Below are 14,814 nucleotides of genomic sequence, written 5' to 3' on the forward strand. Positions count from 1 at the left end.
TGGAACAAGATAAGGATTAAAATGGTTCACAATTTTTTTAGTGACTTGCCCGCGGATCTATCGGCGGAGGTGTTTGAAAAATTGGCGGGGAATCATAATGTGACTATCGAGCGCATTATCTCCCATGGGCAATCGACCCCTGCCGGGCAATGGTACGACCAAACCCAACATGAGTTTGTAATGTTACTTAAGGGGGAGGCGACCTTAGCATTTGAACGGGGGGAGCTGGTGGTATTAACCCCAGGGGATTATTTAACTATTTTACCCCATCAAAAACACCGCGTTGCTTCAACCTCGACCCATAGTGAAACTCTCTGGCTCGCCGTATTTTACGATTGATAAGGGCAGGCCATTTGCCCTATAAGTTAGCTCGTTAACATTATCGATTACCGATTTTGCCATAGCCAGCTGGGCGTATTGAGCAAGTCTTGGCCTTGGATCTGCGTCTGTCCTAAGGTTTTGTCTAGGGCCAAGGTATTGCAGTGTTCAAATTGGCTTAATGCATTGATAAGCCGATTGGCGTGGGACACCACCCACAGCTGACACTCCTCTGATACCTTAGCGATTAAACGGGCGAGTGCGGGCAATAAATCCGGATGCAGACTAGTTTCTGGTTCGTTTAACACCATAAGCTCTGGCGGTCTTGGGGTGAGCAGGGCGGCGATTAGTAGTAAATAACGCAAGGTGCCGTCCGACAATTCACTGGCATAGAGTGGCCTTAATAGGCCATGTTGATGGAATGCGATCACTAAAATGCCTCCCGCTTGAGGCTCGATTCGAACCTTAGCACCGGGGAAGGCATCGCTCACCGCATGATCGAAGGCCGCTTTATCACCAATCTCAAAAATGGTTTGAATTGCCGAGGCTAAATCACGGCCATCGTGGTGCAATACTGGCGTGGCCGTGCCCAGCTGTGGTCGACGGGCTGGCGCCTGCGCATCGGTTCTGAAGTGATCGTAAAAGCGCCACGCGCGGATACTGTCGCGAAGCTTGAGCACTTCAGGGCTTCGCTCGGGATCGGCAAGCTCGGTAAAAATACTGTCGCCTGTTTGCAGGTGGGCGCCTAAGGTTATCCAGCCTTGTCCGTCGGCACTGCGACTCTTCACCATAGGACCGCGGCGTTCAACCAGCACTGTGGAGGGGCGATACTTAGGCCCGTTCCAAATGGCTTCGCGCTTGATTTGAGGATCTAACCCGAATAGCGTAGTGGCGTCGGGTTTAGGTAAACCCAGTTCGATAAGATAACTAAAGTCCTCGCCGGCAAAGCCGAGCTTTAAGCGTTTTGGCGCTTGCCTGACGGTGGCTTCAATGGCTGTGTTGCCCGCTAACATGCTTTTGGTGAAGTTTTCGGGCCCCGCCCAAAAGCTGGAGTCGAGTCCGCCTTCCTGGGCTAAGGCATTAACAACGCCGCCTTGCGCCGTATGTGCCAGTAAACGTAGCGCCTTGTATAGATTCGATTTACCACTGCCATTCGCCCCAGTGATCAAATTGAGTTGCCCTAGGGGCAAGACGATTTCACGCAGAGAACGATAATTGAAAATGGCGAGTGTGGTCAGCATAGAATATCCAAGACTGAAGCGAGCAGATAAGCCAGTAAATTTATCGATAAAGTAAATCAAGCCGTTTGATATAACAATGGCATTTATACTAGTACGTTATTGAGCACTCTTTGCCAGTTACCGCCCATAAAGCGGTCGCGGTCGGTGGCCTTAAAGCGCGCTTTGGCGAGGGCGTCGTCGATGCGGCTCATACGGTCGATATGGTTCAGCTCTGGGATGACCACATGCTTAGGCTCTGCATCGAAGCCTAATACTTTTTTGGCCCTTAGGCTGTACCACCATTCTTGATACTCTTTAATACCTTGGGCGTTATCATTATTGAGCGCCAGCAGGCTTTCTTGACCACGTAGCGGAAAATCGTTAGCGATGGCGACACATTCCACCCCTCCGACTCGCATCACATATTCCAGTTGGCGAATGTAGTCATCGATCGTGGGCACGGGGTTATTGGTCAGCCAAAAGCTCATCATAAATACCCCAAACACTCCACCTGTATTGGCAATGGCGCGGATCACTTCATCGGGTGAGCAACGGGCATGATTGACTATACCGCGAGCCGCGCCGTGGCTTTGCACTATGGGTGACTTTGTGATCTTAGCGACATCTAAGGCGGTTTGAGCACTGGAGTGACTCACATCGACGAGGATATTGGCATGGTTAAGTTTGGCAATCAGTGCTCGTCCGTGGGCGGTGAGCGGTTTATTGAGTTCACCGCTAGCATCATTGTCTAAGGCTCCGCCGGCGAAGGTATTGCCATAGTGGTGAGTGAGTTGCAATGCCCGCAGCCCTTGCTGATGAAATTCATCGAGGCGTGCCCATTGGTTGGCATCGCTATCATCTTCGACACAATCTGCGCCTTGAATTTGAAAAAAGACCGCCGTTCGTTGGCTCTCCCTCGCTAGCTGGATATCGCGCCCCGTCAGACCTTGCAGCAAAATATCCGGATGTTCGCTTACCCGCTTGGCGGCCCGCTTGATGCTCTCCATACAGGCCTTATAGGTGCGTTTGTAGTTTTGAGTACCGTCGGCTTGTTCTATGGTTTCAATGGCGGAGATATCGCAAAGATAGGCATCGAGTTTAGAGGCGGTTACATCACCTAAGTCATCGGGAAGAAACGATAAACCATCGATATAGAGCCGCCTAGGAGCCGCGGCTAAGCTTGGAAAACTGACCATTTGGCTTAATAGTGTTGCTGCGCCAAGGCCTTTAAGCAGGGTTCGACGTGGGTGATTGACTGCCTTGTTGGGCATGCTCGGTTCCTATCTATTAACGCAAATGTAACTTCTTTATACCCTATAAAGGTGGTTGAAGTCTTTGATTAAATCCCTTTTTTCGTTATCTAGGTTGTAAATTGGAATCTCTTTTGGTTATTGGGCGCAGTCTTTGATTGCCCTTGCAAGTGCATTAAGACCGTTAGTACGGGAAGGGCTCAATTGGCCTTCTAGCCCCAATTGCTTGAAATAGGCATTGGGGTCAAAATCCTGAATTTCCTGCGCAGTTTTACCCTGATAGGCGCCGAGCAATAAGCCAATCAATCCCTTGACGATGCGGGCGTCACTATCGGCTAAATAGTAATGTTTACCCGCTTGAGCTAGATGATAGAGCCAGGCATCACTTTCACAGCCCTGTACCTTTGCCGCCTCGAGGCGAAACTCACTGCTTAAGCTAGGTAAATCTTTGCCGAGCAACATAATTTGGCGGTATCTTTCCTGCCAATTTGCCGCCTGCGTGAAACGCGCCATAAGGGTCTCTGCATCTTGTACTGGATAGTGGAAGTCGGCCTCGAGTGGCATTGGTTGAGTTGTCATAGTTAATCCTGATTTTACGAACTTGCAGATTGATCTATAGTCGATTTAACCCTTATCAATCACAGCAATAGCGCTTTTACCGAAGTGAGTGCACTAATAAAACGGTCGATATCGGCTTTATTAGTGTAGATGCCAATAGAGGCACGGCAACAGCCCTTAAGGTTTAAGCTTTGCATTAATGGCATGGCGCAGTGGTGGCCGCAGCGCACGGCAACCCCTTGTTGATCTAATAAAATCCCGACATCTTGATGATGTTCATCGGCAAGATTAAAGGCGACAACACCGATATTGTCATCGAAGGCACCGTATAAATGCACTTCACCGAGGGCACGCAATTGGTTTTGTAAATAATTAAGTAGCTCGGCCTCATTGGCTTGAACTTGGGGCGTGAGTTCGGTTTGGAGAAACGTCACCGCGGCACCTAAACCTATCACCTCAGCAATCGGCGGCGTGCCCGCTTCTAAGCGATTCGGCAGACGACCAAACTCTGTGATATCGAAGCTGACTGTTTTTATCATCTCGCCGCCCGTGAGTAGGGGCGTGAGCCTATCTAAATATTCAAACCGGCCATAGAGTACGCCAACGCCAGTTGGACCATACATTTTATGACCCGAAAAGACATAAAAATCACAATCGATTTGGGTGACATCTATGGGGAAATGGGCGATGGCCTGCGCACCATCGACTAAGGTGATGGCCCCTTCTGCCTTAGCCAATTGCACTAATTGCGCCACGGGGTTGACTGTGCCTAGGGCATTGGAAACATGACAAAGGGCAACTATTTTGGGCTTTAACGCGAGCAAGGCTCGATAGGCATTGATATCCAAACGGCAGTCATGATCGAGTGGAATGGGCTTTATCACCGCCCCTGTACGTTTGGCCAGTTCCTGCCAAGGCACTATATTGGCGTGGTGGGCGGCGGTGTCGATTAATATCAGATCACCCGCAGTAAGCTGCGCCGTGAGCCCAAAGGCGACTAAGTTAACAGATTCGGTCGTGCCATGGGTGAAGATGATTTCTTCACGGCGTTTTGCCTTTAAAAATTGCTGTAATTGATCGCGCACCTTTTCATAGTTTACCGTCGAGCGCGCCGATAACTGATGTGCTGCCCTATGCACATTAGCGTTGTCATTGCCATAGAAGTGCGCCATGACATCCAGCACGCTTTGCGGTTTTTGGCTGGTGGCTGCCGTATCGAGATAGCAGAGCGGATACCCATCGAGCATTTGATTTAAAATGGGAAATTGCGATCGGATCTGAGTGTTAAGCGCTTCAGCCTGTGATGATGCAACAACTACCTTAGGCTCTAAAACGGCATTGGCAGTAGCTTGGGACGATGTTGGGTTAGGCGTTGGCGCTGCAGATTGAGTCATGGATAAGGCTAGGGGCAATGAAAAGGCCAAGGGATCTTCTGTGATCTTAAATCTGAATGCAAGTATTAGCGATTTGAGCCATTCGCGGCAACTTGCTGAATTGATCTATTGCATTAAGTGCATCAAGGGCCAAATCTATGGATTCTGGCCCTTGATGTTTATCGGAACTCATGTTTATCGGAGCTAAAGGGATCCCGTTAAATCATCCCCATGGCTTGACGTGCCTTGGATTTTTATCCTTAGGTTGATGGCCGCGTGCGACCTCGCCACTGCGCTGACCATCTTTATGTTCGTGGTTTTTGGGCGTAGAGGCTCTTTGTTGGCGTTGGCTATTGTCTTTATTGCCTTCGGTTTTTGGAGTATCACGGCCAGAACCCGTTCTTGGGGCTGGCTTACCCGCACTTCGGTGATTGCGACGGCTGGGGATGGTTTTCACTGTGTTATTTTTGCCACTCGCATTCAAGCGTGACTCTGGCAAGGCATGTACCGGACTGAAACCTTCCACCATTTCACGGTCGAGTACGCGGTTAATTAAACGCTCGATATCGTTGAGCAGTTTAATTTCTTCACTGCTGACTAATGACACGGCTTGCCCAGAAGCGCCCGCGCGTCCTGTGCGGCCGATACGATGCACATAATCCTCAGGCACATTGGGTAAGTCGAAGTTAACCACTTGAGGTAGTTGATCAATATCTAAACCGCGGGCGGCAATATCGGTCGCGACTAATACGCGAACTTGGCCAGTTTTAAAATCGGCTAGGGCCTTAGTGCGAGCGGTTTGGCTTTTATTCCCATGGATGGCCGCCGCTTTAATACCAGCTTCTTCGAGATTTTTGGCTAAGCGGTTGGCGCCGTGTTTAGTGCGCGAGAAGACTAGCACCTGTTGCCAATCCTGTTGTTTAATCAGTTGAATTAATAGCGCCGATTTTTGGCTTTTATCGACGGGGCAAACCCATTGTTTTACCGTCGTGGCCGCCGCGTTGCGTGGTGTGACTGATATTTCAACCGGATTATTGACTAAGCCCTTAGCAAGTTGACGAATTTCGTCTGAGAATGTGGCCGAGAACATCAGGTTCTGGCGCTGCTTAGGCAATATGGCGAGGATCTTGCGAATATCACGTATAAAGCCCATATCGAGCATGCGATCCGCTTCATCTAACACTAAGATTTCAAGCTGGTTGAACTTCACCGCCTTTTGATTGTACAGATCCATCAATCGACCCGGCGTAGCGACTAACACATCGACACCGTGGCGCAGCTTAGCGATTTGTGGATTGATGGGTACCCCCCCAAATACGACCGCCGAGCGAAGTGGCAGATATTTACCATAGGTCTCAACACTTTCAGCAACCTGTGCGGCTAACTCGCGGGTAGGGGTCAGCACTAAGGTGCGCACTTGACCCGCCTGAGCCCTTTGGCCTTTGCTGAGTAATTCGAGCAGAGGCAAGGTAAAACCTGCCGTTTTACCTGTTCCTGTTTGGGCTGCCGCCATCACATCTTGGCCTTGAAGCACGGCAGGAATCGCTTGTGCTTGGATGGGCGAAGGTGTGTCGTAGCCTTGTTCGGCGACGGCTTTAAGTATCGGGGCGGATAGGCCCAGGGAGGTAAAACTCATAGATAGGTCTCTTGTGGCAACACTGTGCTGCATTTGTGGTCAATGGCCAGGTACGCTGGCGGGCGTGCAGCTTACAGGATCGGGCCCTTAAGTGCCATCGAATAAAGTCTACCTCCCTTGCTTATGGTTTTATCGGCAGTATTAGGGCAGCCTTGGTCTATCCTGTAAATCTGTCACTCTTAAGTGTAGCGGCATTTAGCGATAGCTAATTTATCTGCCTGTCAGTATCTTGTTCATGAATTAGCGAAAGATCACGCTTATGTTTATTTGTTTGCTTTTAAGTCATTGCACTTGGAGTAAAATTATCATCGGGTTGCCATGGTTTTATTTTTAAGTTGAAAAACCGGCATTAGCTAAGATGCGAATGGATGGAAAGCGATTTGCACTTGCTTACGGACCGATTTCTTTTTTAGGATAAAACTCCAAGAGATGATTATGCACCTCATTACAGGTGGATTATGACAGCGATACAGCATATTGAACGCCTTGCTCGTGGACGAAGTGAACAGGCAGTTGCCGTCATTAAAAACGTGCAGCTGATGTCAAACATTCCCATGCATGAGATGCAACTTGCCCTCAAGCAGCTCTTGAGTTGTGGCCGTATTGCACTGCATTTTCATCCCGATAGAATCGATAGCCGTGGGCTCACAGTGGCCGAAGGTTTGCTGCGCGATGGCCAATATCGTAGCCAGTTTGAAACCCATATCTCCAATGGGCAGTTATCACCTGAATTAGGTGGACCAAGGGATCACTGGGAAAATCAACTGTTTGGAAATGTCTACAAAGGGACTAAATCCCGGCCTAAATATGGCGCCTTAGATCTCGGCATGTGGCAGGATGGCCCCGCGCCGCGTTTTGGTAGCTGCTATCTACTGACCCATCCCCATGTGATGGCGCGTTCGACCTTTACCTATCTCGATTCTTATCGCAATCCCAAAGAAAAGGGTACGCTGGCATGCTTCGACGATATTCTCGCAGCATTGTTGACCGAGAGTTTTGAGCGCCACTATGCTTTGGGTAAAATAGATTTTAAACCGCTGAATATTATCCATTATTTAGGACATCAGCTTAATGCTTCCGTGCATTCTCGCTTCGACCGTCCCCTATCGAGCAATCTTGACCATTATATTGAGGCACAGATCCATGGGGATGTTGCCCTCGATGAAGATATTGCCATATTAGTAGCCGACGCCAGTTTTAAGGGCACGGATATGGGTGAAACCCTCGCTAAAATGTGCAATAGATATGGCATTGAGCTGCAATTTCATCAGGGATTTAAACTACATACTGCGCAGATCCCCAGCGATTTTCGAGGACCGACTATGCCATCGCTGGCGAGCCGTATAGCGATAGATGAACAGGTAAATGCCTATCAACTTGGGGTGGCAACAAGGGATCTATATCATTTCCCGCAGCATTGGCGTGACCGTGGTAACCGTGCCCAGGTCGCCCACGAACTTAAATTGCTCTGGCATGTGTTAGTGAAATACGGTGCCCAGCAATAAAACAGATTGGTTACTTAAAATTCAGCCCCAAGATTGTCCACCTTAAGTTCCATTACCATAGGAATTTATTGATCTTTGTCTCATTTTTGTGAGTCTGTTAGCAAAAGCCCGTGATGGGGTTTCATCTGCCTGAGATGCCTGCGATACTGCGTCCCTATCGAAACTTTGAGCCCCTTGCAAGTTTCTTGTATTGAGTGTTGCTAGCGTGCATTTTGACGATCAATTGAGCTATTTTTTTGTTGGAGCACCATGGATAAGTCGTTAGAAAAATCCCTTCTTGTGTGGCTTAAGGCGCAAAAAAAAGCCTGCGGCAGGTTCCTGAAATTATCGATATGGCTAGGGATGCTAAGTGCTCTCGCCATGGTGGCACAGGCTTTTATGATTGCCACTATTCTCGATGGTGTGATTATCGGCAATAAACTTCTCCCCCTTGCCGATGCAGCGCCGTACGTTGCAACCAATGCCAGTAGTTACATTCCCCATTTTATCGCCTTGATTGGCTTAATCTTGCTGCGATCATTACTTGCCTATGGCCGTGAAAGGGCAAGTTTTGAGGCCGGGAAACGACTGCGTGAGCATATTCGCCGCCAAGTTTTAGATAAACTGACTCGGCTTGGTCCAGCCTTTATTAAGGGCAAACCCGCGGGTAGTTGGGCCAGCATAGTGCTAGAGCAAGTTGAAGATTTACAAGACTTTTACGCTCGATATTTACCTCAAATCGCCCTAGCAACTTTTATCCCGATCCTGATCCTTGCGGCGGTATTCCCAATTAACTGGGCGGCGGGATTGATCCTGTTGCTGACAGCGCCCCTCATTCCCTTATTTATGATCTTGGTGGGTATGGGAGCAGCCGATGCTAATCGTAAAAACTTCAATGCGTTAGCTAGGTTAAGTGGCCATTTTATGGATAGATTAAAAGGTCTGAGCACCCTAAAGCTATTCCACCGTGGTGATGCCGAGCTTAAGGTGATCGCCGATGCTTCTGAGGAGTTTCGCAGTCGCACTATGGCGGTGCTGCGTATGGCATTTTTAAGTTCGGCGGTGCTGGAATTTTTTGCAGCTGTATCGATTGCCGTGTTAGCCGTTTATTTTGGATTCAATTACTTAGGTCACTTGGATTTTGGCTACTATGGTGCACATGCCACTATCAGTTCGAGTACCAGTCCTGAAATGGGGGGTATTCCCTTTAGCTTATTTACGGGACTATTTATTTTGATCTTAGCCCCGGAGTTTTATCAACCGCTGCGGGATATGGGCGCCCATTATCATGCTAAGGCGCAGGCCATAGGCGCCGCTGAAGCACTATTGATACTACTCGAGCATCCTGAGCCTGCAACCGTGGGGAAAGTGCAGATCGGGGAGTTAGACAGCTTGTGTGCGCAGGATCTTGAGGTGTTCAGCCTCGATGGCGCTCGGCTATTAGGCCCCTTAAGTTTTACCCTCAAACAGGGCCAGCATTTGGCCTTAGTGGGCCCGAGCGGTGCGGGTAAGAGCAGCTTACTCAACGCCTTTTTAGGTTTCTTACCCTACCGAGGCAGCCTACAGATTAACGGCCATGAATTGGCTTCACTCGATTTAGCCCATTGGCGTCAGCAGTTGGCTTGGCTTGGGCAAGAGCCGCAATTATTCCATGGCACAGTGCGGGAAAACGTGGCCTTAGCCAATCCTTCAATGACCGATGATCAAATTTGGCACTGGCTAGAGGCGGCCAATATCAAAGACTTTTTTAAGGTGCAACCACAGGGCTTAGCGTCCGCCGTTGGCGAACAATCCTCAGGATTATCCGTAGGCCAAGCCCAGCGCATCGCCCTTGCACGGGCTTTAGGGCAGGAGGCGCGTTTATTTGTCCTCGATGAGCCCACCGCTAGCTTAGATAGCCAGAGTGAACAACTGGTGAGTTCTGCCCTAAATGTGGCCATGAAAGACAGCATGTGCCTGATGGTAACCCATAGATTAGACTTGCTAGATCAAATGGATACCATTCTAGTGCTGGATAAGGGCGAGATAGTGCAGCGGGGGGATTTTATGACCCTATCCAACAGCCCTGGATTATTCCAAACCATGCTAAGGGAAAATGTGGCATCGGTGGTGGATATTGAACTGCTAGTACCATCGCAGGTGGAGGAAGACAGTTTGCAACCTGATAGCACTTTAGCTGTGACTCTGGTTGAGCGTTGCTCAGATAGCGATGGTAGCAAAGGAGAAGCGCAATGAAAGTGCTAATCCCCTTTATCCGTTTGTTCTCCCGCCAATGGCTAATGATGTCCCTAGGGTTAGTGTTAACTCTGATCACCCTGATGGCTGGCATAGGTTTGCTGTCACTTTCTGGCTGGTTTCTTTCCGCTACGGCTGTCGCAGGTTTGACAATAGTCACGGCGCAGTCCTTTAACTTTTTCACCCCCGCGGGCGGGGTACGCTTTTTATCCATCGCCCGTACAGCTAGCCGTTATGGCGAGCGTTTAGCGACCCACGAGGCGACTTTTAAGCTGCTGACCGAGTTACGGGTATGGGCGTGGCGAAAGCTTTTTCCATTAAGTGCCAAGGATTTACAGGGCTTACGCCGCGGCGATATGCTCAATCGGTTAGTGGCCGATATTGATACTCTCGACCATTTGTACCTGCGACTCATGACGCCTATGGCGGCATCGCTGTTGATGACGGGGTTTTTGTACCTGTTTCTCGCTTGGTTTGATGCCAAGCTTGCCTTGAGCCTGTGTTTATTCCTCGTCACCGTTTGGTTAGTGATGCCCTTGTTATTTTATCGTCTTGGCCATGGGCCGAGCCGCAGCATGCTAGAGACTAAGCGTCGGTACCGGGTGCAATTGCTGGATATCATTCAAGGTCAAGCTGAACTTAGCCTCTTCGGGGCGAATGACCGATACAGGCAAAAACTGAGCGATGCCGAAGCCGCACTCTATCGCAGTCAAAGTGCGATGGCCAAGATCACCGCGCTTAGCCAAGCCATGCTGATCCTCGCCACGGGGTCGGCCCTGATCATTATGCTGTATCTTGCGGCAAATAGGGTGGGCGATGCCGAGCCGCCCGGGCCTATGTTTGCACTTATGGTGTTTGCGACTATGGCCTGCGTTGAGATGATGATGCCGATTGCGGGGGCATTTCAGCATTTATCGGGTTGTGTGCTTGCGGCAACGCGAATTAATGGGATCACGGAGCAAGCATCCGACATCTTATTTTCGGCGGATCATTCCCTTAGGGCGACAACGGGTGCCCTGCGCCTCGAAGACATTCATTTTGCCTATAGTGAAAATCAAACCGTGCTGCGGGGATTATCACTCGAGATAAAGGCGGGGCAGAAGGTTGCCCTGCTTGGCCCTACTGGGTGTGGTAAATCGAGTCTACTGGCCCTTATTACCCGCGAATGGCTGGCGCAGCAGGGGCACATTCGCCTCGATGGACTGTTAATCACTGAATACAGCGAGCGCGCGTTGCGGGAGTCTATGACCGTGGTGAGCCAGCGGATTTATTTGTTTGCGGGCACCCTTAGGGAGAATCTGGCCCTCGCACTGCCAGTGGTTCAAGGTCAAAAGCGCACTGCCCACGATGAGCGCTTTATTGATGTGCTTAAGCGAGTGGGCTTGGGGACCTTACTCACAGAAGACAAACCACTGGATATGTGGATTGGCGAAGGTGGCCGACAATTATCCGGGGGTGAGCAGCGCCGTATCGGGGTGGCAAGGGCTTTGCTGCGCGATGCGCCGTTGTTACTACTGGATGAGCCAACCGAAGGGCTAGATAAGCGTACCGAACGGGAGATTTTAAGTTTACTGTTTGAATTTGCTAAGGATAAAACAATGCTTATGATTAGCCATCGTTTAACCGCTATGGCTAAAATGGACCAAATTCACCTGCTGGATGGCGGCAAGATTATGGCGTCGGGAGATCATCAGCAGTTACTTCAAGCGTGTCCAGCCTATCAGGCACTCTATCGTCGCTTGGGCTGATCTAGACTGTTAATAAGAGTGAAAAATATTTGATGAATAACTTAATGCCCACAGAGCTTGCGCCGCAAATCAATGCCCATTTTAACGGCAAGTTTGAGGTGGAGCTTAAATATCGATTGACCGATCGCGACACGTTTTGGGCACGGTTACATGCCAAATCCCCCGAGGTGATGCTCGAGGATAACCTTGAGCATGATTGTTACTTTGACTCGCCATCAGCGTCTTTAAAATCTGAGAATAAGAGCTTATGTATCCGTGAGATGCAGCCTTCCGGCATTATGCTGTGGATTGTTAAAGGCCCCGAAAAGGATCGCTGCGAAGCGGTAAATATTAGCGATGTGGCTAAGGCCAAGAGCATGCTTGGGACATTAGGCTATCAATGCGTGTTCGAGATCAACAAGCGACGTAGCGTGTATTTTCTGGGGAAGTTCCATTTAACCTTAGACAGTCTCGAGGGGTTAGGGGACTTTGCCGAGTTGGCGATTATGACAGACGATGAGGCTATGTTGCCCGTTTATGAGTTGCAGTTACTGGCGCTTGCCGCTGAGCTGGGTTTAAATGAATCACAGCGGGAGTTTTTATCCTATCGCCAACTGCAGGAAACCCTAAAGGCTTAAACTGCTAAGCTAAAGTGGCACCAAGTCCTTTTGGTCAGGTATCCAGATAAATTTAACTGATTGGTAGTATTGCGAGATAGCTAGGCTATTAGCTTGAACTAGCCTAAGCGTTGTGAAAAGGCTAAATAACGTTTTACTTCATCCTCGGGGAAACGTAATTCTTCCCCCTCTTTAATACTGCTAAGTAAATTTTCCCGCGCGTAACGTTTAATGGTGGCGGGGGATTTATCGAGCAACTTACAAACTTCATCTAAGCTGAGTAAATGATCACTCATAGCAAGCTCCCAAGTGTTGGCTGGAATTTAACTAGATGAGTATAGAACAAGAATGAGACTGCAATCCCAAGAGACTGCAGTCTTAACGGGGGGATTAGGCTTGTTTGCGTTTAGCTTCACGGGTTTGATATTCGATACCTAAGTGTGCTTTGGCCGCTGTGATCGCCAAAACGGCGCGGGATTTAAATTCACGGCGGTATAGGGTTATCACCACAAAGAGGCTAGCCGCAATAAAGAGGATGGGATGGACAAACCAACACAGGACTGCCATCGAGAAATAATAAGCCCGCAGACCATAGTTATAGGTGTGAGCCGCTTGGTCTTGTACCGTGGCCATTTGTCTTGCATAGGCTTTGAGATTCTCATTTGAGCTATCCGCGTCCAATGGCCCTGCGCCTATCATCACATTGACAAAGCCGTATTGGCGCATCGACCAAGTAAACTGGAAGAAGGCCATCACAAAGATCACCACCAATAGGGCTAACTTCACTTGCACTAGTGAATGATTGGGTGGCGTCGCATAGGGAATAGTGGCTATAACCGCCTCGAGGCGCTCGACCTGGGCAAATAAGGTCAGCACCCCCGCGAGCACAAACAGTGTGGTCGAGGCGAAAAAGGCAATATTGCGCTCAAGGTTTGCCAGTAGCGCCGCATCACCCACGCGCACACCGCGGGTCATCACCTCAAGCATCCAGTAAATTCTATGCTTATGCAGCCCCCGGGCAATACAGTCGGTATTCTTCGCCTTACGACGGGCAAAGGCGGTATAGCCAGCCCAAGAAACGATAAACCACACCAATGCAGAAATATCTAATAGGGAGAATGTCATAGTTGCCTTGAGAAAGTGACTTTGAGAAAGTAAAAAATCGATTGATTGAATAGTGATTATGAAGGTTTTTATCTCTTAGGCGCAATCCCCTAGTATCACTTTGAAATCCATCCTATTCACAATTTGAAGCCGCTCACATTGATGTTGAAATCCCTCTTTAGCTCAGACTTATTTGGGGAAAAATTCTCGTGAGGTAAGTTAGTTAGAAAAGTGCGTTGGGGTAGTACCTTGGGTCAGAGTGCTGAGGGAGTAAAGCGAAGTAGTATAGCTTTGCGCGTCCAGACATCCTCCGACAGCGGTTCGCCATGGCATTTGCTCACCGACACGGTGAATAGAAACCTAGGGGTTCTGAGCTTATGAACTAGAGCCATGGACGGCGAACTGGCCGTTAAACAAGGATGTTGTTCAAGTCCGTCCGTGGATGCTCGGCCGCCCCGTCCATGGGGCGGACGGTCGTCTCCGAAAATCGCCTTGGCTCACCTATCTAACATTAGCGTCATCTGGTGATCTGATTCGACTCGGCATCTGATAGGCAGGATGCCTGAATGTCGTGAAGTGCATGGTCAATGATGTTCCATACATCATACTGACATTTTCCATTTCCCTATGGATCAGATGCACGAGAACGACTATGGCTTGCTCACGCAACGACCGCAAATGCCCTGCGGCAACTCCGGGGGGGATGGTGAACTTCTGTGATTTCAGTGTCGGCGGTTAGCCCTAAAAGAGTTATGCCTGTCCCATCTTTTTCCCATCTTTTTGTCTGTTTTATAAAATTGTAAGTAAGAACAAAGACAAATATCGTTGCCTAGTAAAACAAGCATAACTTTGAGGGAAAGCAACACCAACCCTTGAAGATAAATCTGTGGTAAATATCTCATTTTGCTCAGTTTCAGGTTATGCTTAGTTAAGTTTAAAAAGTGTGTGGAACATTATGAAGGCGATGGAAACTGCCAAGATGAAGATCGTTATAGCAGTTTTCATTTTGGTGTATAGCGGATTAAGTTTTGTCACAGTAGAGTACCTGCAACAAAGTTATCATCGCGATAAAGATGCTGCCGAGTACCAAGATTTATCCCAACGTTTATCCTTGATCCGTGCCAATATTGAGGCAAATGTTAATGCGGAAATTTTTCTTATCGATAGCTTGGCAACCTTGATTACCTTTGCTCCCAACACTACGTTTCCTCAATGGGAGGAAGTGGCTAAACAATTAGTTAAAAAACAAAACATATCAAAAATTTAGGTGTTTCACCTAACGATGTTATATC

General features: G+C 48.9%; 12 protein-coding genes and 1 pseudogene. 6 read left to right on the top strand and 7 right to left on the bottom strand.

Translation table 11 applies throughout. The features are described 5' to 3' along the window. The first annotated feature begins 21 nt into the window (after positions 1-21). Positions 22-339 (top strand): cupin domain-containing protein, encoded by a 318-nt coding sequence (locus tag SOHN41_RS03140; protein WP_007645494.1) that lies wholly within the window; start codon positions 22-24, stop codon positions 337-339. A gap of 47 nt (positions 340-386) precedes the next feature. Here the strand turns inward: SOHN41_RS03140 and SOHN41_RS03145 are convergent, their stop codons facing one another. The 5 genes and pseudogenes from SOHN41_RS03145 to SOHN41_RS03165 all read right to left on the bottom strand — a co-directional run. After that, entirely contained in the window at positions 387-1,559 is a 1,173-nt protein-coding gene (locus SOHN41_RS03145; RefSeq protein ID WP_037457948.1) for an AAA family ATPase, read from the bottom strand. 83 nt (positions 1,560-1,642) lie between these two features. After that, a complete protein-coding gene (locus tag SOHN41_RS03150) occupies positions 1,643-2,809 on the bottom strand; it encodes a membrane dipeptidase (RefSeq protein ID WP_007645496.1) in 1,167 nt (388 codons plus the stop codon). A gap of 117 nt (positions 2,810-2,926) precedes the next feature. Continuing rightward, positions 2,927-3,367, bottom strand: coding sequence for a SufE family protein (locus SOHN41_RS03155; RefSeq protein ID WP_007645497.1), 441 nt, complete (start codon positions 3,365-3,367; stop codon positions 2,927-2,929). Positions 3,368-3,426: 59 nt separating this feature from the next. Further along, positions 3,427-4,740, bottom strand: coding sequence for a cysteine desulfurase (locus tag SOHN41_RS03160; RefSeq protein WP_007645504.1), 1,314 nt, complete (start codon positions 4,738-4,740; stop codon positions 3,427-3,429). 220 nt (positions 4,741-4,960) lie between these two features. Further along, positions 4,961-6,355 (bottom strand): annotated as a pseudogene (locus SOHN41_RS03165) (DEAD/DEAH box helicase); the annotation flags it as partial. A gap of 458 nt (positions 6,356-6,813) precedes the next feature. On the opposite strand from SOHN41_RS03165, the gene SOHN41_RS03170 reads away from it, so the two are divergent. From SOHN41_RS03170 to cyaB, 4 genes are all read left to right on the top strand, one after another. Next, positions 6,814-7,860, top strand: coding sequence for a DUF3626 domain-containing protein (locus tag SOHN41_RS03170; RefSeq protein WP_007645508.1), 1,047 nt, complete (start codon positions 6,814-6,816; stop codon positions 7,858-7,860). Between the two features lie 249 nt (positions 7,861-8,109). Continuing rightward, the gene (gene cydD, locus SOHN41_RS03175) at positions 8,110-10,074 is read left to right on the top strand and encodes a heme ABC transporter permease/ATP-binding protein CydD (protein ID WP_007645509.1); all 1,965 of its coding nucleotides are present in this window, start codon (positions 8,110-8,112) and stop codon (positions 10,072-10,074) included. Further along, complete coding sequence (gene cydC / locus SOHN41_RS03180; RefSeq protein ID WP_007645511.1) at positions 10,071-11,822, top strand: heme ABC transporter ATP-binding protein/permease CydC; 1,752 nt, start codon at positions 10,071-10,073, stop codon at positions 11,820-11,822. Before cydD ends, cydC begins: the two co-directional genes overlap by 4 nt. Positions 11,823-11,854: 32 nt before the next feature. Beyond that, positions 11,855-12,439 (top strand): class IV adenylate cyclase, encoded by a 585-nt coding sequence (gene cyaB, locus SOHN41_RS03185; RefSeq protein ID WP_007645513.1) that lies wholly within the window; start codon positions 11,855-11,857, stop codon positions 12,437-12,439. A 98-nt stretch (positions 12,440-12,537) separates the two neighbouring features. Here cyaB and SOHN41_RS03190 read toward each other — a convergent pair whose 3' ends face one another. Both SOHN41_RS03190 and SOHN41_RS03195 read right to left on the bottom strand, forming a co-directional pair. Next, on the bottom strand, positions 12,538-12,714 hold the full coding sequence (locus SOHN41_RS03190; protein WP_007645514.1) for a helix-turn-helix domain-containing protein: 177 nt from the start codon (positions 12,712-12,714) through the stop codon (positions 12,538-12,540). A gap of 94 nt (positions 12,715-12,808) precedes the next feature. Next, positions 12,809-13,543 (bottom strand): DUF599 domain-containing protein, encoded by a 735-nt coding sequence (locus SOHN41_RS03195; RefSeq protein WP_007645515.1) that lies wholly within the window; start codon positions 13,541-13,543, stop codon positions 12,809-12,811. Positions 13,544-14,477: 934 nt separating this feature from the next. Here SOHN41_RS03195 and SOHN41_RS19590 point away from each other — a divergent pair. After that, on the top strand, positions 14,478-14,789 hold the full coding sequence (locus SOHN41_RS19590) for a hypothetical protein (RefSeq protein ID WP_007645516.1): 312 nt from the start codon (positions 14,478-14,480) through the stop codon (positions 14,787-14,789). Positions 14,790-14,814: the final 25 nt, after the last annotated feature.

The organism is Shewanella sp. HN-41 (assembly GCF_000217915.1).
GTDB lineage: Bacteria > Pseudomonadota > Gammaproteobacteria > Enterobacterales > Shewanellaceae > Shewanella.